The sequence below is a fragment of the Plantactinospora mayteni genome (assembly GCF_016862935.1).
Taxonomy (GTDB): Bacteria; Actinomycetota; Actinomycetes; order Mycobacteriales; family Micromonosporaceae; genus Plantactinospora; species Plantactinospora mayteni.
This window is the reverse complement of record NZ_BONX01000012.1, coordinates 287902-310369: the sequence shown is the minus strand read 5'-3', so window position 1 is coordinate 310369 and position 22468 is coordinate 287902. Positions and strand designations below refer to the sequence as shown.

Below are 22468 nucleotides of genomic sequence, written 5' to 3'. Positions count from 1 at the left end.
CCGTGGGCCCGCCGGTTCGACAGAGGGTGTGACAGGTGCCACGCCGGTCCGGCTGGGGTTGCGCCTAGGCTGCACGAGTGGCTGATGGGACTGACCAACCGACTGTCGCGAGTCTGCGCCGGGCGCTGCGTCGGGCGGACGACGGCCGGGCTCTCGACCCGGACGAGGCGACCGCGCTGCTCGCCGCGCGCGGCGAGCACCTCGACGAACTGCTCGCGGTCGCCGGCCGGATCCGGGACGCCGGGCTGACCGACGCGGGCCGGCCGGGCGTGGTCACCTTCTCCAAGAAGGTCTTCATCCCGCTGACCCGGCTCTGCCGGGACCGCTGCCACTACTGCACCTTCGCCACCGTGCCGCACCGGCTGCCGGCCGCCTTTCTGGACCGGGACGAGGTGCTGGCGATCGCGGCGGCCGGTGCCGCGCAGGGCTGCAAGGAGGCCCTGTTCACCCTCGGCGACCGGCCGGAGGAGCGCTGGCCGCAGGCCCGACAGTGGCTGACCGAGCGGGGCTTCGACTCGACTCTGGACTACGTCCGGGCGTGCGCGATCGCGGTACTGGAGGAGACCGGCCTGCTGCCGCACCTCAACCCGGGCGTGCTCTCCTGGGCCGAGCTGCAACGGCTCAAGCCGGTGGCGCCGAGCATGGGGATGATGCTGGAGACCACCGCCACCCGGCTCTGGTCCGAGCCCGGCGGCCCGCACTACGGCTCGCCGGACAAGGAGCCGGCGGTCCGGCTGCGGGTGCTGGCCGACGCCGGGCGGGTCGCCGTACCGTTCACCACCGGCATCCTGATCGGGATCGGCGAGACGCCTGCCGAACGGGTCGAGTCCATCTTCGCCATCCGGCGCAGTGCCCGGGAGTACGGCCACATCCAGGAAGTCATCGTGCAGAACTTCCGGGCCAAGCCGGACACCGCGATGCGGGGCATGCCCGACGCCGAGCTGCACGAGCTGGCCGCGACCGTGGCGGTGGCCCGGATCCTGCTCGGGCCGGGTGCTCGCATCCAGGCTCCGCCGAACCTGATCGAGGGGGAGTACGACCTGCTGTTGCGGGCCGGCATCGACGACTGGGGCGGCGTGTCGCCGGTGACCCCGGACCACGTCAACCCGGAGCGCCCCTGGCCACACCTGGACGAGTTGGCCGCGCGTACCGCCGCGGCCGGGTTCACCCTGCGGGAGCGGTTGACGATCTACCCCGAGTACGTCCGGCGGGCCGACCCGTGGCTGGATCCCCGGCTCGCCGCGCACGTCGCCGCGCTGGCCGACCCGGCGACCGGGCTGGCGGTCGAGTCGGCCCGGCCGGTCGGCCGCCCCTGGCAGGAGCCGGACGACGCCTTCGTACCGGGCGGGCGTACCGACCTGCACGCCACGATCGACACCACCGGCCGGACCGGTGACCGGCGCGGCGACTTCGACTCCGTCTACGGCGACTGGGCCGAGGTCGGCGCCCGGATCCCCACCCCCGCCCCCGGGGCATCCGCCGCTTCCGGGGCGGCCGGGGCGGGCGATCCCGACCTCCGGGCCGGGCTGCGGCTGGCCGCCGACGATCCGGCCGCGCTGCTGGAGCCCCGGCACGAGGCGGCGGCACTGGCCCTGTTCGCCGCTGACGGGGCGGCCCTGGACGAGCTGTGCCGGATCGCCGACGACGTACGCCGGGATGCCGTCGGCGACGACGTGACGTACGTGGTGAACCGCAACATCAACTTCTCCAACGTCTGCTACGTGGGCTGCCGGTTCTGCGCCTTCGCGCAGCGGGAGCGGGACGCCGACGCGTACCGGCTCTCGGTCGAGCAGGTGGCCGACCGGGCCGAGCAGGCGTGGGCGGCCGGCGCCACCGAGGTCTGCATGCAGGGTGGCATCGACCCGAAGATGCCGGTCAGCACGTACGCCGATCTGGTGCGGGCGATCAAGGCCCGGGTGCCGGGCATGCACGTGCACGCGTACTCGCCGATGGAGATCGTCACCGGGGCCGCCAAGGCCGGCGTGTCGATCCGGGAGTGGCTGACCGAGTTGCGGGACGCGGGGCTGGACACCATTCCGGGCACCGCCGCCGAGATCCTTGACGACGAGGTGCGCTGGGTGCTCACCAAGGGCAAACTGCCGGCCGCCACCTGGGTCGAGGTGGTCAGCACCGCGCACGAGCTGGGCATCCGGTCCAGCTCCACGATGATGTACGGCCACGTCGACCACCCCCGCCAGTGGCTCGGCCACTTCCGGGTACTGGCCGGGGTGCAGGACCGGACCGGTGGGTTCACCGAGTTCGTGGCGCTGCCGTTCGTACACACCAACGCGCCGATCTATCTCGCCGGCATCGCCCGCCCCGGTCCCACCTGGCGGGAGAATCGCGTGGTGCACGCCATGGCCCGGCTGCTGTTGCACGGCCGGATCGCCAACATCCAGTGCTCCTGGGTCAAGCTCGGCGACGCCGGTACCGCCGAACTGCTCCGCAGCGGCTGCAACGATCTCGGCGGCACGCTGATGGAGGAGACGATCTCCCGGATGGCCGGCTCGGACCACGGCTCGGCACGTACCGTCGCCCAGCTCGAACGGATCGCCGCCGCCGCCGGCCGGCGGGCCCGGCCCCGCACGACCGTCTACGGGTACGCCGGCTGACCCCTGCCGACCGACCCCGCCGACCGCTCGGCGGGACGGTTCCTCGTGGGCGCGCCGGCCGCGCCACGCCGGATATCCGACGCAACTCGCCGTGCGGGCGTTACCAGCACCGGGTCTGAATCGATAGGGCAGGTGTTGCGAGACCCGATGACTCCACAGGTCGTCCGGGCACGCGGTAGGGGTGGCTCCACTTAGCAGGTTCGGCTTGACGACGCACGTATAACACACGTGTAATTTCAGTGGGGTCGTTCGTACGGAGCGCATCAAATCGCTACCGGACGGGCAAACACGCCTTCCGCGTGGGGGGTTGCGCCGGCTGCCGCGCCGGTGCGCGATAAGGAGGCAACTGGATGGACGGCCGACTCGAGGTGGCCGACCTGCTCGGAAACGCTCCGGAGTGGCAAGAGCGGGCGCTCTGCTCGCAGACCGATCCGGAGGCGTTCTTTCCCGAGAAGGGCGGCTCGACCCGCGAGGCGAAGCGGATCTGCTCCCGGTGTGAGGTCAAGGCCGAGTGCCTGGAATACGCACTCGGGCACGACGAACGGTTCGGGATCTGGGGCGGGTTGTCCGAACGCGAACGGCGCAAGTTGAAGCGTCGCGTCGCCTGAGCGGCCGCGCCCGGGTGGTGGGGGCCGCCCGGGTCAGGCCAGCTCCCGTCGGGATCGACGCACGGGCCGCCCGTCGGGGGACGGGACGCCTGGGCCGCCCGTCGGGGGATCGGGGACTCAGGCCAGTTCGTCGGGATCGATGCCGAGCAGGTTCGCGACCTGCTCGATGATCACGTCGTGCACCAGGTCGGCGAGATCCTCGCGGTCTATCGCGCGGAACTCCAGGGGGCGGCGGTAGAGCACGATCCGGGGCGGCACCTCCTGCCGTCCGGGGCGCCCGGGCAGCAGCCGGGCCAGCGGCACCTCGCCGTCCTCGAGTACGTCCGAGTCGTAGACGTTCAGGTCCGGCGGTACGTCCTCGACCGCGAACTCGACCCCGGCCAGCTCCTTGGCGAACCGCCGCTCCAGGGTCTCCACGGTGTCCAGGACCAGGTCGTCGAAGATCTCCGATTTGGTCCGGGCCAGCGGGACGGTGGCCGGAACGAGCCGGCCGCGCAGCCCGCGCCCGTGCCGATCCCGGTGCGACCGGCGCCCGGAACCCGGCCGGCGATTCTCCGGACTGGTCATTCGCACCCCGCTTCACTCGTCGTGGACGACCGCCCACGACGACAGGGTAGACCTGGTCCGGTCAAGATCGGCTCGGGGATTCGGCCGTGTCGTAACGGGGCGCCCGGAATGTGATCACCCCTACCGAAATCCGCGCCAGTGCTCCGCCGTTCAGTTCAGGGCGGGGGTGAAGGCCCGTGCTGCGAGGGCTGCCGAGGCCCGAGCAGTGCCTAACCTCGCGCCTGCTCGATCTGTTCAGCCGCGGGGACCGGAACGATGGCGGCGATCCGGCGGCCGTTGTTGGTCACGTAGACGATCCGGCCTCGGACCGTCACGCCGTTCAGGGTGTCAGCCAGGGCTTTGCGTAGTTCGCGGACGCTGATCTCTGTCGTGTCGCTCATAGCCCCGAGGCTACCCCCGTGTACACTCGCGACCGTGCGGCTCCGTTACAACTACCGGGTGTATCCGACGCCCGGCCAGCAGGTCGAGCTGGCCCGGGCGTTCGGGTGTGCGCGGGTGGTGTTCAACGACGGGCTGCGCCTGCGTCAACGGGCTCGGGAGGCGGGAGAGAAGTACATCTGTGATGCCGAGCTGTCCCGGCGGCTGATCACCGAAGCCAAGCAGACGCCCGAGCGGGCGTGGCTGGGCGAGGTGTCGGCGGTGGTGTTGCAGCAGGCCCTGGCCGACCTGAGCATCGCCTACCGCAACTTCTTCGACTCGGTCAGCGGCAGGCGCAAGGGCCGCAAGCTGGCCCCGCCCCGGTTTCGGTCGCGCAAGGACAACCGGCAGGCCATCCGCTTTACCAGGAACGCCTGGTTCAAGGTTCTCGACAACGGCAAACTCAGGTTGCCGAAGATCGGCGACCTTCAGGTGTGCTGGTCACGGGTGCTGCCGTCCGACCCGTCGTCCGTGGCGATCATTCGGGACGCGGCCGGGCGGTACTTCGCGTCGTTCGTTGTGCGGACCACCGACGTGCCGCTGCCCGAGTTGGACACGGCGGTGGGTATCGACCTGGGGCTGACTCACTTCGCGGTGCTCTCGGACGGTACGAAGGTCGCGGCACCGAGGTTTCTGCGCCGCGCTGCCCGCAAGCTCAAGCGGCTGCAACAGGCCCTCTCGCGCAAGCAACGTGGGAGTCAGAACCGCAGGAAGGCCGTCGTCAAGGTCGCACGGGCGCACGCCCAGGTGGCCGATACCCGGCGGGACTGGCAGCACAAACTGTCCACGGCGATCATCCGCGAGAACCAAGCGGTGTACGTCGAGGACCTGTGTGTGGTCGGTCTCGGCCGGACCAGGCTGGCGAAGTCCGTGCACGATGCCGGGTGGGCCAGTTTCACCGCCATGCTGGAGTACAAGGCCGACCGGTACGGACGGACCTTCGCTCGGGTGGATCGGTTCTTCCCGTCCACCCGCATGTGCTCGGCGTGTGGCCGGCTCAACGAGAAGATGGCGCTCAACGTCCGGTCGTGGGACTGCCCCTGCGGGGCCACCCACGACCGGGACGTGAACGCCGCGAAGAACGTCAGGGCCGCTGGACAGGCGGACCTCAACGCCCGTGGAGCGCACGTAAGACCAGGACTCGTCCCGGCGGCGCGCAGGGAAGCGGGAACCCACCCGGACGCCGCGCGGTCCACACGCAGCGTGGAGGGAATCTCCATCCTTTAGGGCGGAGAGGATGTCAACGGCGTGTCGCATGCCCAAGCTTTGTGGCGGAGCCGGTAATGGAGATACCGTGCCGCCGTGAGGTCACCACGGCGTTGCTCCCGCAACGGCTGCCCCCGACAGGCCGTAGCCACGCTGACCTATGTCTACAACGAGTCCACAGCCGTGGTGGGCCCGCTGGCGGCCTTTGCCGAGCCGCACACCTACGACCTCTGCGAGCCGCACGCCCGGAGCCTGACCGCACCTCGGGGCTGGGACGTGGTGCGGCACGAGGGCGAGTTCGAGCCGCCGCCGCCGACCACCGACGACCTGGTGGCGCTCGCCGAGGCGGTCCGCGAGGCGGCCCGCCCCGCGCCGCCGCGCCCGGACGAGATCGAGGCCGACCAGCGCCCCGGCCACCAGACCGGACGCCGGGGCCACCTCCGGGTCATCCCGCCCAGCCACTGACCCAATCGGGGCTACCGGGTTCCGGGTGCGACGGCCGCCAGTTCGGCCACGCTGCCGGCCATGATCGTGCGGACGTGTGCGGTGATGTGCTCCAGCGGCCAGTCCCACCAGGCCAGCGCCAGCAGGCGGGCGATGTCCTCGTCGGCGTACCGGCGGCGGATCAGTCGGGCCGGGTTGCCGCCGACGATGCCGTAGTCGGGTACGTCGTCGACGACCACCGAGCCGGAGGCGACGATCGCGCCGCTGCCGATCCGTACCCCTGGCATCACCATCGCCTGGTAGCCGAACCAGACGTCGTGGCCGACCACGGTGTCGCCCCGGGCGGGCAGGCCGGTGATCAGGTCGAAGTGCTCGGCCCAGGAGCCACCCATGATCGGGAACGGGAAGGTCGACGGGCCGTCCATCCGGTGGTTGGCGCCGTTCATCACGAAGCGGGTGCCCTCGCCCAGCGCACAGAACTTGCCGATGACCAGCCGCTCCGGCCCGTAGTGGTAGAGCACGTTGCGGGTCTCGAACGCGGTCGGGTCGTCCGGGTCGTCGTAGTAGGTGAACTCCCCGACCTCGATCAACGGGGAGGTGACGAGTGGCTTGAGCAGTACCACCCGGGGCTGCCCGGGCATCGGGTGCAGCACGGTCGGGTCGGCGGGAACTCCCGGCATGACGGATCGCCTCCTCGGTGGCGTACCCATGATCGCAAAGCCTGCGCTGCCGGGGCGCGGTGGTCGGCCGGTGAGGCATCGGGACATCCCGGGACGTCCTAGTGACCTTTTGGGCGCGGGTCAGGTCCGGATGTGCGGGGCCGATGTGGTGCTCGTGTACCGAGTTTGAGCAGTTCACTGCCTTTGTTGGCGCGGCCGGCCGTGTCGGGCGGACATCGATGTGCATCGTCGATATGTTGGCGCGGACGATCCGACCTATCGAAAGGCGGCCCGGCGATGAACGAGGTGCTCAGGCTGGCGATGGCGACGGCGGGGGAGACCGCCGAGTCCCTGGCCGAACGGGTGGGCGTGGACCCGAAGACCGCCGGGCGGTGGCTCTCGCCCGGCCGTGTCCCGCATACCCGGACCCGGGTGGCGGTGGCCGCCATCCTCGGCCGGGAGCCGGCCGAGCTGTGGCCCGACCCGTACAAGCGACGGGACATGCCGTGGTTCCGACCGTGGGCCGAGGTCGAGAAGGAGGCCATCGCGCTGCGGTCGTATCAGCCGTTAGCTGTGCCGGGCCTGCTCCAGACCGAGGGGTACGCGCGGGCGATGCTCCGGGTGGGTGGGCTTCTGGCGCCGGATGAGGTGGAGCAGATCGTGGCCAGCCGGCTCAAGCGGCAGGAGATCCTGTCGGGTCCCCGGCCGCCGCAGTTCGTCGCGGTGCTGGACGAAGTGGTGCTGCGCCGGCTGCTCGGCGATCGGGTGGTGATGCGGGAGCAGTTGACGCACCTGGCAGAGATGGCCGAGGGGCCCTACGTGCAGGTCCGGGTGATTCCGGCGGACGTGCCCTGGCACACCGGGCTGTCCGGGTCATTCGTGTTGGCCCGACTGGACGACGGAGTGGAACTGGCCTATCTGGACGGCCAGCTTCGAGGCCAGATTCTCAACGACCGATCGGACATTGCTAGCCTGGGAAAGCGGTGGGAGAGCATCACCGGTGAGGCGTTGCCCCGCCGACCGTCGATCGACTTGATCAGGGAGGTGGCGGAGACATGGAGATGACCGGCGCCCGGTGGCGCACCTCCATCCGGAGCACCAACAACGGCGGCGACTGTGTCGAGGTGGCGGACAACCTGCCCGGCCGGGTACTGGTGCGGGACAGCAAGGACCGCGATGGCGGCACGCTGAGCTTCGGCCCGGACGCGTGGCGCGCGTTCGTCGGGCTGGCCACGCACCGCTGACCAGCATCCGGGGTCGAATTCCGGCCGGGCGCCGGGGCGCCGGGCTGCCTCCGGGCCGTCCGCCGCGCTGGCTATGGCCAGATCGCGAGTTCGTTCAGTTGGGTCACCCCTCTGCCGTCCGTTTGGGAGAGCCGGAGGTACCTGGCGTCGATTCCGGGTGGCATGGTGACCTCCAGGAACTGCGGCTGGCCTGCCTCGGCCCGTCGTGACCAGGTGATTCCGTCGTCACTCGTCTCGATCACGACCGGGCTCGAAACCGACAGGTCATGCGCGAACACCGCCGCGATCGGCCGACGGGTGCCAAGATCGATCTGCACGAAGGTGTTGGCACGGCAGGGTTCCGCCGATTCGGTTGCCCGAGGGCCCGGCGAGGCGCCAGAGCTCTCCCTTTCCAGGCACGACCGGAGGCGATAGCGCTGCCCGTACGCGCCGTCGGTCAGGGAACACGGTTCGAGGGGTTCGGGCTCGCCGTCACGGCCGGCGACCGCGCACCCCGCGTTGCGGGACTGGGGCGGTTCGAGGGCTCCGACCACGCCGACGCGCTGACTGTCGTACTGCGTGGTGAACTCCGTACCGTCGTCTTTCGTCTTGAGGGTGGTGGTGACGTGGAGGTGGCCGCGTAGGTCCCCGATCGTCCGCGCGTCCAAGGATCCGCCCGGCTTGACGCCGTCGGCGACCCACACCACGTCGTTGCCTTCGGTGCCGGAGGTTACCGTGACCGTGTACTTCGGGGGTTTCCGGTTCTTCGGGCCCGGACGGTCCGACCAGTCGAAGCTGACCCTGCTGTGGCCCGGCCGGACGACCAGGTCCGCCGGCTCCCAGAAGGTGAGCGGGGGAACGGTGAGGGCGGTGCGATGGACCTTGAATCGGGTCTGGAGTGCCGGCCCGGTCGCGGTATCGCCGTCGCCCGGGAGTCGGGCGCTGATCGCCATCGTCGACGCGCTGTTGAACGATCCCTGGGTGTCCCGGCCGGTGAGCCGGAACGTGTAGGTGCCGGTACTGTCGGTCTGCACCTTCCGGGCGTCCTTGCACAGGTCCACGGCCTCGGCGAGGCAGAGGAGTCCAAGACTCGTGACGGTGGCCAGGAGGCCGCCGATGACCTCGCCCGCGTCGGGTTCCTTGAGCAGCATGACGCTCACCCCGGCCGCGGGTGTGCCGTCGGCTCGGGCCAGCCGCCCGGAGATGGTCACCTCGGCGTCGCCCGGAACGTTGCTGGTGGTGGCGCAACCCGCGACGAGCAGGGCGGCCAGGGCGGCAGCGGTCAACGCCAGGCGACGGGGCCGGGCGGGGCGGCAGGGGTCCATGGCGGGATCGTATAGATCAGCGCACACCCGCGTGGGGCGTCGTACGGTCGCATGTCAGGATCTGCGTCTGAGTGGATCTCCCGCGACGCCTCCGGCCAGCGGGTCGACCCGTACGCCCCTGCCCCCTCGGCACGAACCCGGAGAAGCCGTACATGCGCGATCGCCCGCATCCCCTGTCGCCACGGCTGCCCCGGCGTACGCTGCTGCGCGGTGTGGCCGGCTCAGCGGCGTTGCTGGTCACCGGTTCCCTGCTCGGCGCCTGCGGCACGAAGGGGGCCCGGCAGACCGAGGCGAGCTGTGTCAGCGAGGACCTCTCCGGCACCGAGAAGACGCTGGTCTTCTCCAACTGGCCGCAATATCTGGACGTGGCCGAGGGCGACGAGTCGAGGCGGCCCACCCTGGAAGCGTTCCAGCGGCGGAGCGGGATCCAGGTCAGCTACACCGAGGACATCAACGACAACAACGAGTTCTTCGGCAAGATCCGTAACCAGCTCGCCGCCTGCCAGCCGATCGACCGGGACATCATCGTGCTCAGCGACTGGATGGCGGCCCGGGTGATCGACCTCGGCTGGGTGCAGCGGCTCGACGCTGGCCGGCTGCCGAACGTCGGACGCAACCTGCTGACCTCGCTGCGTGGCCGCTCCTACGACCCCGACAACGTGCTCGCCATCCCGTGGCAGTCCGGGCTGGCCGGGCTGGCCTACAACGGCCGGGTCACCGGCGAGGTGCGTACCGTCGAGGAGCTGCTGACCCGGCCGGACCTGAAGGGTCGGGTGACCGCGCTGGCCGAGATGCGGGACACCATGGGGCTGCTGCTGGCCGCCGGTGGGCACGACCCGGCGAACTTCACCCCGGCCCAGTTCGACGAGGCGCTGGAGAAGCTGCGCCGGGCCGTCGAGAGCGGGCAGATCCGCCGGTTCACCGGCAACGACTACGCCGCCGAGTTGGCCCGGGGCGACATCGCGGCCTGCGTCGCCTGGTCCGGCGACGTCATCCAGTTGGCCGCCGAGGACCAGCGGGTACGCTTCGTCGCCCCGGACTCCGGCGTGATGCTCTACTCCGACAACATGCTGGTGCCGAACCGGGCCACCCACCGGGGCAACGCCGAGGCGCTGATGGACTACTACTACGAGCCGGCGGTGGCAGCCCAGCTCGCGGCGTACGTGAACTACATCTGCCCGGTGCAGGGCGCGCAGGCGGAGATGGAGAAGCTCGACCCGGCGCTCGCCACCAACCCGCTGATCTTCCCCGATCCGGCGCTGCTGGCCCGGTCGAAGGTGTTCATGGCCCTGGACGAGACCCGGGAACGCGAGTACGAGTCGAAGTTCCAGCAGGTCGTCGGGGGTTGACGGGATGGTCGTGGAGGAGCCGTCCGGTGCGCTGCGGCTGGTGGGGCTCAGCAAGCGGTTCGGCGCTGTCACCGTCGTGGACCGGCTCGACCTGACCGTGCCGGCCGGCTCCTTCTTCGCACTGCTCGGGCCCTCCGGCTGCGGCAAGACCACCACCCTGCGGATGGTGGCGGGGCTGACCGAGCCGACCGGTGGCCGGATCCTGCTCGGCGACGAGGACATCACCCGGCTGCGGCCGTACCGGCGGCCGGTGAACACGGTGTTCCAGAGCTACGCGCTCTTTCCACACCTGGACGTCTTCGAGAACGTCGCGTTCGGACTGCGGCGGCGGGGCGTACCGGAGGTGGCCGGGCAGGTGCGCCGGATGCTGTCGCTGGTGCAGCTCGACGGGTACGAGCGGCACCGACCGGAGCAGCTCTCCGGTGGGCAGCAGCAGCGGGTGGCGCTGGCCCGGGCTCTGGTCAACCGGCCCCGGGTACTGCTGCTGGACGAACCACTCGGCGCGCTCGACCTGGCGCTGCGCCGCCGGATGCAGGGCGAACTGCGGCGGTTGCGTACCGAGGTCGGCGGCACCTTCGTGCACGTCACGCACGACCAGGAGGAGGCGATGACCCTCGCCGACACGGTGGCGGTGATGAACGCCGGCCGGGTCGAGCAACTCGGCACCCCGGCCGAGCTGTACGAGTTCCCGGCCACCGCCTTCGTGGCCACCTTCCTGGGCCGGTCCAACCTGCTCGCCGGCACGGTGAACGGGCGCAGTGGGGACGACCTGCTGGTCGAGGCGTACGGGCGGCGGTTCTCGGTGCCGTCGGCCAGGTCCCGGGTCGACTCGGGTGCGGTGCTGCTCGGGGTACGGCCGGAGAAGGTGCGGCTGGTCGGTACGGCGGAACAGGTGCCGGCCGGGCACCAGTGGCTGGACGGCACGGTCACCGATGTCGGCTATTTCGGGGTCAGCACCGAATACTCGGTGCGGACCGGTGCCGGGGTCGAGCTGTCGGTCTTCGCCGCCGCCGACGGGGAATCGGCCCGGATCCCGGCCGGCAGCCCGGTACTGGCCCACTGGCATCCCCGGCACGCCTTCCTGCTGCACCACGATCCGCACCACTGTCTGCACCACTGTCTGCACCACGATCTGCACGACGATGCGGCTGCGGCTGCGGCTGCTGCGGCGGCGGCGGTGCGGGCGGGGCGGGAGTGAGCCGGTCCGGGCGTGGGCGGGTGGTGCCGTACCTCCTGTTGTTGCCCGGGCTGCTCTGGCTGGTGCTCTTCTTCCTGGCCCCGGCGGTGCAGCTCGCGGCGACCAGCCTCTACGACCCGGCCGGCTCGCTGACCAGCGGCTATGCGATGACCTGGTCGTTCGGCAACTACCCGGACGCGGTGGCGGCGTACGGCGCACAACTCGGCCGTTCCTTCGGCTATGCCGGGCTGGCGACCCTGCTGGCGCTGCTACTCGGCTACCCGCTCGCGTACGTGATCGCGCTGCGCGCCGGGCGCTGGCAGTACCTGCTGCTGGTCTGCGTGGTGGCGCCGATGTTCACCAGCTTCCTGGTCCGGACGCTGGCCTGGAAGACCGTCCTCTCCGACGGCGGCGCCGTGGTCGGCCTGCTGCGCGACCTGCACCTGCTCGCCCCGGACGGACGGCTGCTCGCCACCCCGGCCGCGGTGGTCACCAGCCTGACCTACTGCTACCTGCCGTTCATGGTGCTGCCGCTCTACGCCAGCCTCCAACGACTCGACCCGCGACTGCTGGAGGCGGCCGGTGACCTCTTCGCCCGACCGGCCCAGGTGTTCCGGCGGGTCACCCTGCCGCTGTCGATGCCCGGGGTGGTGGCCGGCACGCTGCTCACCTTCATCCCGGCCACCGGCGACTACGTCAACGCCGAACTCCTCGGCACCCCCAACGAATACATGGTCGGCAACGTGATCGACGCGGCATTCCTGGTCCGGCTGGACTATCCGCAGGGCGCCGCCCTGTCCGTGCTGCTGATGGTGGCGATCCTGGCGCTGGTGATCGGCTGGCTGCGCCGGGCCGGGCCTGCGGAGGCAGGGTAGCCGTGGGCGGCCGGTTCGGGCGGTTCGCCGCCGTCAGGTTCGGGCGGTTCGCCGCCGACACGTTCGCGCGGTTCGTCGCTATCGGGTTCGGGCGGTTCGCCGCGGACAGGTTGGGGCGGTTCGTCGCGGAGAGGTTCGGGCGGTTCGTCGCGGACAGGTTCGGGCGGTTCGTTGCCGACCACTGGGTGTTGGCGGTCGCCGCGCTGGTGCTCGGTTATCTGCTGCTGCCGGTGGCGGTGGTGGCCGGGCTGTCGTTCAACCAGCCGTCGAGCCGGCTGTCGTACGACTTCGCGGAGTTCACCCTGGACAACTGGCGGGACCCGTGTGCCGGGCCGGGTATGTGCGCGGCGGTGCTGCGCAGCGTACAGGTGGGGTTCGTGGCCACGGCGGTCTCGACCGTACTCGGCACGCTGATGGCGTTCGCGCTGGTCCGGCACCGGTTCCGGGGACGGGCGGCGGTCAACGTGCTGGTACTGGCCCCGGTCGCCACCCCGGAGGTGGTACTCGGCACCTCGCTGCTCGCCCTGCTGGTGGCCGCCGGCATCCCGCAGGGCTTCTGGACCGTGGTGATCGCGCACGTGATGTTCTGCGTCTCGTTCGTGGTGGTGACCGTCCGGGCTCGCCTGTCCGGAATGGACGGTCGGCTGGAGGAGGCGGCGATGGACCTGTACGCCAGCGAGTGGCAGGCGTTCCGCCGAGTCACCCTGCCGCTGGTGCTGCCCGGCATCGCCGCCGCCGCACTGCTCGCCTTCTCGCTCTCCTTCGACGACTTCGTCGTCACCAACTTCAACTCCGGCACCACCGTCACGTTCCCGATGTACGTCTGGGGCGCCAGCCAGCGCGGCATCCCGCCCCAGGTGAACGTGGTCGGTACCGCGATGTTCGCGGTCGCGCTGCTGATGCTGGCCGCGTCCCGCCTCGGCCGGCGTAGCACTCGCAGCAGCCGTAGCACTCGCAGTCGCCGTAGCACTCGTGGCCGGCGCTGACTGTCACGGACCCGACTGCCGGCGGCCCTGATCGGCGGGATCGGGTCGAGCGGGGAGCGGGTCCGATGAACGAGACTGTCCGGATGACGCGATCGGGAGCGATGTACGGGCCGGATCTCACCTTCCTCGGCGTTCCCCGCTGCACCCTCAACGACCCCGACACGTACGCCGACGCGAACGTCGTCATCGTCGGTGCCCCGTACGACGGCGGCACCTCGCACCGCCCCGGCACCCGGTTCGGTCCGTCGGCGATCCGGCAGGCGTGCTACCTGCCGCACGACGGCTCCCGCCCGTCCCTGGCGCTCCGGGTCGACCCGTTGCGCGAGCTGACCGTCTACGACGCCGGAGACGTCGAGATGTTCGGCGGCGACGCCGTACGCTCGCTCGGCGCGCTGGAGGAGGCCGTGTACGCGGTCGTCCGCTCCGGCGCGGTTCCGGTGGTACTCGGCGGGGACCACTCGATCGCGTTGCCGGACGCGACCGGGGTGGCCCGGCACCTCGGCTACGGCCGGGTCTCGATGGTGCACTTCGACGCGCACGCCGACACCGGCACCATCGAGCACGGCTCGCTCTACGGGCACGGCCAGCCGATGCGTCGGCTGATCGAGTCGGGAGCGGTCCGGGCCGACCGGTTCCTCCAGATCGGACTGCGCGGGTACTGGCCGGGGCCGGAGACGTTGGCCTGGATGGCCGCCGGGCAGATGCGGTCGTACGAGATGACCGAGATCGTCGCCCGGGGGCTGGACGAATGCCTCGCCGAGGCGTACGCGATCGCGCTGGACGACTGCGACGGCGTCTTCCTCTCGGTCGACGTGGACGTGGTCGACCCGGGCATGGCGCCCGGCACCGGCACCCCGGAACCGGGCGGGCTGACCACCCGGCAACTGCTGGACGCGGTCCGGCGGTGCTGCTACGAACTGCCGGTGGTCGGGGTGGACGTGGTCGAGGTGGCGCCGCCGTACGACCAGGCGGAGGTGACCGCCTATCTCGGCAACCGGGTGGTGCTGGAGGCGCTGTCGGCGATGGCCCGACGACGCCGGGACACTGCCGGTGAGCTGCCGCCGTGGGATCCCCGCCAACCCCTGCTCGACGGCCGCTGAGCCCGAGCGGAGGTGGTGGTAAGGCACACAGCGGGCGGGCGACAGTTACGGATCTTGGTTAGGCTGGGCCGCCATGGAGCACCGTCACCTCGGCCGCAGCGGCCTGCTGGTCAGCGAGATCACCTACGGGAACTGGCTCACCCACGGCGAGCTGGTGGCGCGGGAAGCGGCGCTGAGCTGCGTACGGGCCGCGCTGGACGCCGGGATCACCACCTTCGACACCGCCGACGTCTACGCCCTGGGCGCCGCCGAGGAGCTGCTCGGCGAGGCGCTGCGCGGAGTACGCCGCGAGTCGCTGGAGATCGCGACCAAGGTCTGCCTGCCCACCGGCGACGGCCCCAACGACCGGGGCCTGTCCCGCAAGCACGTCCTGGAGTCCTGCCACGCCTCGCTGCGCCGGCTCGGCACCGACTACGTCGACCTCTACCAGGCGCACCGCTTCGACGACCGGACTCCGCTGGCGGAGACGCTGCTCGCCTTCGAGGATCTGGTCCGGCAGGGCAAAGTGCGCTATCTAGGCGTCTCGGAGTGGACGGCGGCGCAGATCCGGGCCGCCCTGGACGTCGCCGACCAGCTCGGACTGCGCAACCGGATCGTCGCCAACCAGCCGCAATACAACATGCTCTGGCGGGTGATCGAGCCCGAGGTGGTGCCGCTGTGCGAGACGGAGGGAATCGGCCAGATCGCCTTCCAGCCGCTCGCCCAGGGGGTGCTGACCGGCAAGTACCGGCCCGGCCAGGCGCCACCGCAGGGTTCCCGGGCGGCCAGCGGCGGCCGGGCGCCGACGTTCATCCGGCGGGTACTCGGTGACCGGCTGCTCCAGCAGGTCCAGGAGCTGCGCCCGATCGCCGACGAGGCCGGCCTGTCGATGGCCCAACTCGCCATCGCCTGGACGCTGCGGCGACCCGCCGTCAGTACCGCGCTGATCGGGGCGTCCCGGCCGGAGCAGGTCACCGAGAACGCGGCGGCGGCCGGCGTACGCCTCGACGACGCGCTGATGCGCCGGATCGACGAGACGCTGGGCGACCTGGTCGAGACCGACGCGACCAAGACCGCCCAGATGATGGCGGTCAAACCCGACTGGGCCGCCCCGGTACCCGCCGCCGGATAGCCTGGCACCGGCGCCCGCCGAAGCCACTCGGCGGCCCGGCACAACCGACGGCCCGGAGAGGCACGGCATGAAGGTCATCCTGTTCGGTGCGACCGGCATGGTGGGGCAGGGCGTGCTCCGGGAGTGCCTGCGGGACCCGCAGGTCGAGAGCGTGCTCGCGGTCGTCCGCGCCCCGACCGGGCAGCGGGACCCGAAACTGCGTGAGCTGGTCTGGACGGACTTCCTCGACTTCACCGGTGCGGCGGAGGAGTTCGCCGGGGCCGACGCCTGCTTCTTCTGCCTCGGGGTCTCCTCGTTCCGGATGAGCGAGGCCGACTACACCCGGATCACCCACGACGTCACGATGGCCGCCGCGCGGGTCCTGGCGGACGCCAGTCCCGAGCTGACCTTCGTCTACGTCTCCGGGCAGGGCACCGACAGCACCGAGCGGGGCCGCACCATGTGGGCCCGGGTCAAGGGCCGGACCGAGAACGAGCTGCTCCGGCTGCTGCCGAACGCGTACGCCTTCCGGCCCGGCTTCATCCAGCCGCTGCACGGCATCCGGTCGAAGACCCGGACGTACCGCGTCCTCTACGCGGCGATCGCGCCGCTCGCCCCGGCACTGCGGCGGGCGTTTCCGCGTGCCGTCACCACCACCGAGCAGCTCGGATTGGCGATGCTCGGCGTCGCCGAACGTGGCTATCCCCGACGGGTACTGGAGAACCGCGACCTGACCACCTTCGGCGACCGACCGGGCGGCGCACCGGGCTAGCTGGCGGGCGCGGGGGAGTATTGGCCCGGGCCGGTCACCGGAAGACCTTCTGGAACGCGGCGAGGGTCGGTGTGCCACGCTCCCGGTCCAGTACGGCGAAGACCACCCGCTCGAACCACGGGCTCTCCCGGAGCGCCTCGGCGAACGCCGTCGCCACGGTCGCCGGGTCGTTGCCGAAGACGCCGCAGCCCCAGGCGCCGAGGACGAGCTGTCGGTGCCCGTACCCGGCGGCAACCGCCAGCACCCGGCCGGCCCGCCGGCGCAGGATGGCCGGGACGTCACCCACCCGGTCGGGCTGGTTGCGCCGCATCGCGGAGAGGTTGGGCGCCGCCGAGGTCAGGAACGAGATCGGGTACGGCGTTGCCAGCGGGGTGCCCCGGTCGTCCCGGAACACGGGCACCTGCGGGGAGTAGACGACCCGGTCGCTGTAGGCGAGGTCCGGGTCGGCCCGGTGTGCGAGGTAGAAGTCCCAGGCGGCCCGGAGACACGGATAGAGCCCCGAGGCGCGGGCGATGCTCTCCTCCTGGGCCTGGGCACCGTTCAGGAAACCGCCGCCGGGGTTGCGGGCCGAGGCGAAGACCAGGCAGGCCCGGTCGCCGTCGAGTCGCCGGCACGCCGCCAGGCTGGATTCGTCGGTCACCTCGACGGTGGGCGGGTCGGCCAGCGGCTCCGGCGGGGGCAGGAGTTCGTCGGGCAGCAGCAGCCGGGTGCCGGCCACCGCCCGGGCCAGCTCGTCGCCGAGGGCCACCTGCCCGCCCTGCTCGGTCCGGTAGGACCCCCGGTCCAGTACCGCCACCGTCTCCTGGGCGATCGCCCTCAGCCGCCTACTCACCCCGCCATCCTGCTCGATCATCGACACCGCCACGACCGGGTTTCCACCCGGCCGCCCCGCCCGCCCCACCCGCCGCCCACCCCAACCCCCGGACCACGCCGGGCCGGCTGTGACGGGCTCTAACGAATTGTGGGCTGTTACTACCCCTCTAGGGCTAGTAACAGCCCACAATCCGGCGCGCCCTCCCGCCGGCGGCGGGCGGCGGTCCGTCAGGGCTGGCTGCGCGGCCCCTCCGGGTCGAGGCTGTCGATGAACTCGTGCGGTTGGTCCGCCTCGACACTGGTCCGGGCGGCCTTCGCCTCCGCCGTCATCTGCGTGGCAACCTTGTCGGTCGGTACACCCGCCTGGCGGGCGCCGTCGACCACCTCGGCGTACGCCTGGTCGGCGTAGGCGTGCGCGGTGGCGTACTGGTGGTTGGCCAGCGCCGCCTTGGCCCTGCCGAGTAGCCGGTCCGCCGCCGCCAACTCGTCCCGGGCCCGGTGCGACCGGGGCGAGTCGAGTACGTCCGCAGCGAGCCGGTTGGCCGCCTCGTTGTACGCGGCCGTCAGGAACCGGTCGCTGTTGTCGTGGTCGAACTGGCTGAAGTCCCAGTTCAGGTCGATGTAGCTCATCATCGAGTTGGTCTGGTCACCGGCGTTCACGAAGTAGAACTCGTCGGCCGGCCCGTAGTCCACTCCGGACGTGCTGTCGTAGCCGTCGTGCGGGTGGCTCATCCCGATGTGGTGCCCCACCTCGTGGATCAGCGTCGTGGTCAGCCCGTACCCGGCCGCGACGATCTCCGGCGAGATGAACCCGAAGACGTACGTCTGGGTGCCGTCGACGTAGTTGTCGTCGGCGAACCCGAGGGCGGGGGTGATGGTGCCCTCCGGTACCGCGTAGCTGAACATCGGCAGCTCGTAGTCGACCCGGCCCTGGTCGTCCTGGGTACGCGCCAGCTCCTTCTGGTTCTGGAGATAGAAGTTGGCGAAGCCGGGGAAGCCGGTCTCCGGATAGCAGGAGACGTCCTCCTCGACCGCCAGCCGGTAGCAGCGCTCGGCCTCGCCGGTGAACGGCAGGTCCTGGCTGTCGTAGTCGAGCCGGTTGCCCCAGCGCAGTTCGCGCAGCTCGGAGAGGAGCAGGTCCGGCTTGACGTACGTCTTCGAGGCGTCCACGCCCGGCCAGCCCTCGTAGACGTTGCTGTCCAGGTTGATCGAGCGCGGCGGCTCGGCCGTGGGCAGCTCCGCCGGATAGAGCGGCGAGCTGGTGAAGAGCAGGTTCAGCGCGACGTACCGGGTGATCAGGCCGAGGTCACCGGCGAGCTTGCCCGGCGCCCGGTAGCCACCGGCGGTGTATTCCCAGGTCGGCGGCATCCGGTAGTCCTCGACGCCGTTGCCGTCGAGGTCCGGGTCGTCCACGTTCCAGTTCGAGGTCCAGGACTCCGGGCCGGCCGACAGGTCGTGGAACCAGATCCGGTGGGTGGAGCCGAGTCCGTCCTCCTCGTCCCTGGCCGTGGTACCGCCCCAGGCGATGAGCTTGCGACTGTCCCGCTCGACACCGAAGTTGTATCCGGTGTCCGGGTCCGGCTCGTTGGTCTTGGTGTAGACGTGGAACCGGAAGTCGGACCGCCCGTACCAGTTGATGAAGAAGATGGTGTTCCGCCGGGTGTCCACCCCGGCCGGCGGGTTCTTCGCCAACCACCGCTCGACGCTCGGCGCGTCGATCTGATGATTCGAGGTGATGTCGAGGACGTTGCGCTGCTGCGCGTTGTATTCCGTCTGGAGCGAGGTCAACGGGGCCGGCCGGGACAGCCGCTTGAGTTCACCGAAGAACCGGTCCTCGTAGCGCCGGTCGGCGTAACTGATCCGGTAGTCGTACGTGTAGTGCAGGCCCAGCTTCTCCTGGACGCCGTAGGCGAGCCGGGACCGGACCACCGGCTCGTAGCCGCGCGGCAGTTCCGCCTGGTAGGCCGACCGGGACACCTGGTTCGACTCGTAGCCGAGGAACACCACGTTGACCGGTACCCGTTCGGTCAGCCGGGGCTGGCCGCCGGGATTGAGGTGGGGGTAACGCGCCGTCGCGGCCTGGCTCGCCGGTGCCAGTGACAGCGACAGCACGGTGAGCATCGCCGTGGCGGCTGCCATGGCGATGGTGCGTCTCGTTCTCATTCCTGACCTTCCGCCGTCCGAGGGGTCGACGCCCGCGCCGGACCCGGGGAGGCGGATGGTGAGCCCGTCCCCGAGCCCGGCGGGCTCGTCGTGGAACTTGCGTCGCCCGAGCGTACGTCCCCTGTGGATGGCAGGCCATCCGTCGGCGTCAGTTTTCTCCGGGCCCGGCGAGGTCCCCGCCCGGCGAGGGGTTCTACTCGACGAGGTCCTCCACCCGGTCACGTTCTAGCCGGTCAGGTTCTGCCCGGTCATGTTCTACCCGGTCACGTTCGACTCGGTGAGGTCGGTGAGGTCCTGTGCGGTGAGGCGCAGGTTGGCGGCGGCCATGTTCTCGGCCAGGTGCTCCGGCGAACCGGTGCCGGGGATGGCGAGCAGCACCGGTGAGACGGCGAGCAGCCAGGCCAGGGCCACCTGCGCCGGGGTCGCGCCGTGCCGGGCCGCGACCCGGCGGTACCGCTCCGGGTCGATCGGCCGGGTGCCGCCGCCGAGCGGGAAGAACGGCACGTACCCGGTGCCGGTCTCCGCGCACCTGGCCAGCAGCTCGGTGTCGTCCCGGTACTGGAGGTGGAAGTGGTTCTGCACCGCCACCACCGGCGCGATGGCGCTCGCCTCGGCGTACTGCGCCGGATCGACGTTGCTGACCCCGAGGTGCCGGATCAGCCCCTCCGCGCGGAGCGCCGCCAGCGCCTCGAAGCGCCGGGCGATCGACGTACCGCCGACCGGGCCGAGGCCGCCCACCCGGAGGTAGACCAGGTCGAGCCGGTCCAGCCCGAGCCGGCGCAGGTCCTCCTCGACCAGCCCGCGCAACTGGTCGGCGGTCGCCTCGCCGGAGGGCATGCCGGTGGCGTCCCGCAGCGGGCCGACCTTGGTCGCGATCACCAGGCCCGCCGGGTACGGCGCCAGCGCCTCCCGGATCAGCTCGTGGGCGTGCACCGTGCCGCGCCCGTAGAAGCCGGCCGTGTCGATGTGGTCGACGCCCAGCTCGACCGCGCGGCGCAGCACGGCGATGCCGGTCGCCGGATCCCGGGGCGGGCCGTGCAGGCTGTTCGCGGCGAGCCGCATCGCACCGAACCCGAGCCGGTTGATCCGCAGGTCGCCGCCGAGCAGAAAGGTGTCGGCGCTGGTGGGTGTGTCCGTCGTCATGCCCCGAGCCTCTGCCGCGCCGGCCTCCGCAGCCACCCCTGGCAGGAAGTGGCCAGTTCGCCGCCGCCCGGCAAGTTCGCCGCCACCAGCCGGTTGTCGGCGCTGCTCGGTCCGGGCCAGACTGGTCGGGTGGCGGACGAGCGGGTGATCACCGTACGCGGGGAGGACGAACTGGTCCGACGGGCCGGGCACCTCTTCGCGGGCGCCCGGACCGAGTTCGTCTGTGCCGCGACCGACCTGGAGACCTGGTCCCGGACCACCGCCCGGATGCGGGTGGCCAGCGTCGCCGGGCGCAACGTTCCGGCCGGCCTGACCGTGCGGAAGCTCTACACCCCCGCCGCGCTCGTCGTGGACGAGCAGCGCGCCCAACTGGCCAACGCCGTCGCCTCGGGAATCCGGGTACGCATCTGCGCGGCCCCGCTGCCGCACGAGACGATCGTCATCGACCGGAAGGTCATGATCCTGGCCGGTGCGGTACGCGGCGCGGACCGCGAGTTCACCGTGACCACCCTTCCGACCCTGATCGACGGCGTGTACGCGCTGTTCCAGGCCACCTGGGACGGGGCCGACGAGGTCGACGGCTGGTTGCGGGCGGACGCCCCTCGGCTCGACCCGACCGGCCGGACGGTGCTGCGCGCCCTCGCCTCCGGGCTCACCGACGAGGCTGCGGCGCGGCGGCTCGGCATGCCGCTGCGGACATACCGGCGGCGGGTGGCCGAGCTGCTGCGTGAGCTGGGTTCCGAGTCCCGGTTCCAGGCCGGTCTGCGCGCCGGCAACCTGGGCCTGAACCGCTGACCCGAGGCGCAGACGCCGGAGCCGGGCACTGCCGGTCGGCCCGCCGGTGGTGCCGAAACGGAAGGTCAGACCGTTGGCGAGGCCGAAGCGGAAGCTCTGACCGCCAGCGGCGCCGAAGCGGAGGGTCGGCCCGCCGGTGGTGCCGCAGCGGAAGGTCTGGTCACCGAGTCGGCCGGTGGTGCCGAAACGGCAGGTCTGAGCGCCGTCAGTTCGGGCTGCGTGGTGCGAGCATCGCCGCGACCGGCGTCTTCGCGAAGTCGGTGCTGCTGTCGTAGTCGGTGCTCCGGCTGACGTCGGCCCAGGCGGTGGCCTCCCGGGAACGGAACAGCGCCGACTCCTCGGCGAGGCGCAGCGCGTCGGAGCCGAGCAGCAGCCGCAGCGGCGGTACGGCGAGCCCGACGAGGTCGGCGATCACCCGGGCGGCCCGTTCCGGGTCGCCGGCCTGCTGACCGTCCATGTCCCGGCGCAGCGCGTGCAGCCGCCCGACGGTCTGCTGGTAGTCCTCGCCCACCTCGGCCAGCCCCATCGACGAGCCGCCCCAGTCGGTACGGAAGGCGCCGGGCTCGACGATGGTGACCCGGATGCCGAACGGCTTGACCTCGTTGTAGAGCACCTCGGAGAAGCCCTCGACGGCGAACTTCGCGGTCTGGTACGCGCCCAGCCCCGGCGTACCGCCGACCCGTCCGCCGATCGAGGAGAACTGGAGGAAGTGCCCGGAGCGGCGGGCCCGCAGGATCGGCAGGGCCGCCCGGGTGACGTTGACGACGCCGAAGAGGTTCGTCTCGACCTGCGCCCGGAAGTCCTCCTCCGGCGTCTCCTCGATCGGCGCGCTGTTGGCGTAGCCGGCGTTGTTGGCCACCACGTCCAGGCCGCCGAAGGTCTCCACCGCGGCCTGCACCGCCGCCCGCGCGGCGGCCGGGTCGGTGACGTCGAGGGCGTACGGGCGCACCTGGTCGCCGTACCGGGTGACGAAGTCGGCGAGCTGGTCGGGCTGCCGGGCGGTGGCGAGCAGGTTGTCGCCCCGGTCCAGCACCTCCTGGCTGAGCGCCCGGCCCAGGCCCCGGGAACTGCCGGTGATCAGCCACGTCTTGGCCATGCTGTCGATTCCCTTCGGCGCGGGTCGTCCGGGGGTGCCGCCCGACGG

At 71.4% G+C, this 22468-nt stretch carries 22 protein-coding genes; 14 read left to right on the top strand and 8 right to left on the bottom strand.

Annotated features, from left to right (window positions below):
* The first annotated feature begins 77 nt into the window (after positions 1-77).
* Together Pma05_RS12420 and Pma05_RS12415 are read left to right on the top strand one after the other, a co-directional pair.
* On the top strand, positions 78-2612 hold the full coding sequence (locus Pma05_RS12420; protein WP_203857496.1) for a bifunctional FO biosynthesis protein CofGH: 2535 nt from the start codon (positions 78-80) through the stop codon (positions 2610-2612).
* A gap of 350 nt (positions 2613-2962) precedes the next feature.
* On the top strand, positions 2963-3220 hold the full coding sequence (locus tag Pma05_RS12415; protein WP_101367926.1) for a WhiB family transcriptional regulator: 258 nt from the start codon (positions 2963-2965) through the stop codon (positions 3218-3220).
* 117 nt (positions 3221-3337) lie between these two features.
* Here Pma05_RS12415 and Pma05_RS12410 read toward each other — a convergent pair whose 3' ends face one another.
* Both Pma05_RS12410 and Pma05_RS12405 read right to left on the bottom strand, forming a co-directional pair.
* Entirely contained in the window at positions 3338-3787 is a 450-nt protein-coding gene (locus tag Pma05_RS12410; RefSeq protein ID WP_203857495.1) for a metallopeptidase family protein, read from the bottom strand.
* A gap of 209 nt (positions 3788-3996) precedes the next feature.
* Entirely contained in the window at positions 3997-4167 is a 171-nt protein-coding gene (locus Pma05_RS12405; protein ID WP_203857494.1) for a type II toxin-antitoxin system prevent-host-death family antitoxin, read from the bottom strand.
* A 34-nt stretch (positions 4168-4201) separates the two neighbouring features.
* On the opposite strand from Pma05_RS12405, the gene Pma05_RS12400 reads away from it, so the two are divergent.
* Positions 4202-5431, top strand: a complete 1230-nt coding sequence (locus Pma05_RS12400) for an RNA-guided endonuclease InsQ/TnpB family protein (RefSeq protein WP_203857493.1) — start codon at positions 4202-4204, stop codon at positions 5429-5431.
* 75 nt (positions 5432-5506) lie between these two features.
* Positions 5507-5875, top strand: a complete 369-nt coding sequence (locus Pma05_RS12395; protein WP_203857492.1) for a DUF3499 domain-containing protein — start codon at positions 5507-5509, stop codon at positions 5873-5875.
* Between the two features lie 11 nt (positions 5876-5886).
* Here Pma05_RS12395 and Pma05_RS12390 read toward each other — a convergent pair whose 3' ends face one another.
* Complete coding sequence (locus Pma05_RS12390; RefSeq protein ID WP_203857491.1) at positions 5887-6534, bottom strand: CatB-related O-acetyltransferase; 648 nt, start codon at positions 6532-6534, stop codon at positions 5887-5889.
* Positions 6535-6810: 276 nt separating this feature from the next.
* On the opposite strand from Pma05_RS12390, the gene Pma05_RS12385 reads away from it, so the two are divergent.
* Together Pma05_RS12385 and Pma05_RS12380 are read left to right on the top strand one after the other, a co-directional pair.
* A complete protein-coding gene (locus tag Pma05_RS12385; protein ID WP_203857490.1) occupies positions 6811-7578 on the top strand; it encodes a helix-turn-helix domain-containing protein in 768 nt (255 codons plus the stop codon).
* On the top strand, positions 7569-7757 hold the full coding sequence (locus tag Pma05_RS12380) for a DUF397 domain-containing protein (RefSeq protein ID WP_203857489.1): 189 nt from the start codon (positions 7569-7571) through the stop codon (positions 7755-7757). The genes Pma05_RS12385 and Pma05_RS12380 overlap by 10 nt, the downstream gene beginning before the upstream one ends.
* A 71-nt stretch (positions 7758-7828) precedes the next feature.
* On the opposite strand, the gene Pma05_RS12375 is transcribed toward Pma05_RS12380, so the two are convergent.
* Positions 7829-9061 (bottom strand): discoidin domain-containing protein, encoded by a 1233-nt coding sequence (locus tag Pma05_RS12375; protein WP_203857488.1) that lies wholly within the window; start codon positions 9059-9061, stop codon positions 7829-7831.
* Between the two features lie 152 nt (positions 9062-9213).
* Here Pma05_RS12375 and Pma05_RS12370 point away from each other — a divergent pair, with 152 nt between their 5' ends.
* The 7 genes from Pma05_RS12370 (at position 9214) to Pma05_RS12340 (ending at position 16410) form a co-directional block, all read left to right on the top strand.
* Complete coding sequence (locus tag Pma05_RS12370; protein WP_203857487.1) at positions 9214-10410, top strand: polyamine ABC transporter substrate-binding protein; 1197 nt, start codon at positions 9214-9216, stop codon at positions 10408-10410.
* A gap of 4 nt (positions 10411-10414) precedes the next feature.
* Entirely contained in the window at positions 10415-11608 is a 1194-nt protein-coding gene (locus Pma05_RS12365) for an ABC transporter ATP-binding protein (protein ID WP_203857486.1), read from the top strand.
* A 20-nt stretch (positions 11609-11628) separates the two neighbouring features.
* A complete protein-coding gene (locus tag Pma05_RS12360; RefSeq protein ID WP_239312230.1) occupies positions 11629-12462 on the top strand; it encodes an ABC transporter permease in 834 nt (277 codons plus the stop codon).
* A gap of 2 nt (positions 12463-12464) precedes the next feature.
* Entirely contained in the window at positions 12465-13448 is a 984-nt protein-coding gene (locus tag Pma05_RS12355; protein WP_239312228.1) for an ABC transporter permease, read from the top strand.
* 83 nt (positions 13449-13531) lie between these two features.
* On the top strand, positions 13532-14548 hold the full coding sequence (speB, locus tag Pma05_RS12350) for an agmatinase (RefSeq protein WP_203857484.1): 1017 nt from the start codon (positions 13532-13534) through the stop codon (positions 14546-14548).
* Positions 14549-14621: 73 nt separating this feature from the next.
* The gene (locus Pma05_RS12345) at positions 14622-15659 is read left to right on the top strand and encodes an aldo/keto reductase family protein (protein WP_203857483.1); all 1038 of its coding nucleotides are present in this window, start codon (positions 14622-14624) and stop codon (positions 15657-15659) included.
* Between the two features lie 67 nt (positions 15660-15726).
* Positions 15727-16410 (top strand): NAD-dependent epimerase/dehydratase family protein, encoded by a 684-nt coding sequence (locus tag Pma05_RS12340; protein ID WP_203857482.1) that lies wholly within the window; start codon positions 15727-15729, stop codon positions 16408-16410.
* A gap of 34 nt (positions 16411-16444) precedes the next feature.
* Here the strand turns inward: Pma05_RS12340 and Pma05_RS12335 are convergent, their stop codons facing one another.
* The 3 genes from Pma05_RS12335 to Pma05_RS12325 form a co-directional block, all read right to left on the bottom strand.
* Positions 16445-17242, bottom strand: a complete 798-nt coding sequence (locus Pma05_RS12335; RefSeq protein ID WP_203857481.1) for a TIGR02452 family protein — start codon at positions 17240-17242, stop codon at positions 16445-16447.
* A gap of 209 nt (positions 17243-17451) precedes the next feature.
* A complete protein-coding gene (locus Pma05_RS12330) occupies positions 17452-19386 on the bottom strand; it encodes a hypothetical protein (RefSeq protein WP_203857480.1) in 1935 nt (644 codons plus the stop codon).
* Positions 19387-19641: 255 nt separating this feature from the next.
* Positions 19642-20529, bottom strand: coding sequence for an oxidoreductase (locus tag Pma05_RS12325; RefSeq protein ID WP_203857479.1), 888 nt, complete (start codon positions 20527-20529; stop codon positions 19642-19644).
* Positions 20530-20577: 48 nt separating this feature from the next.
* Between Pma05_RS12325 and Pma05_RS12320 the strand changes: the two genes are divergently transcribed.
* The gene (locus Pma05_RS12320) at positions 20578-21324 is read left to right on the top strand and encodes a helix-turn-helix domain-containing protein (protein ID WP_203857478.1); all 747 of its coding nucleotides are present in this window, start codon (positions 20578-20580) and stop codon (positions 21322-21324) included.
* 205 nt (positions 21325-21529) lie between these two features.
* On the opposite strand, the gene Pma05_RS12315 is transcribed toward Pma05_RS12320, so the two are convergent.
* Complete coding sequence (locus tag Pma05_RS12315) at positions 21530-22420, bottom strand: oxidoreductase (protein WP_203857477.1); 891 nt, start codon at positions 22418-22420, stop codon at positions 21530-21532.
* Positions 22421-22468 lie beyond the last annotated feature (48 nt).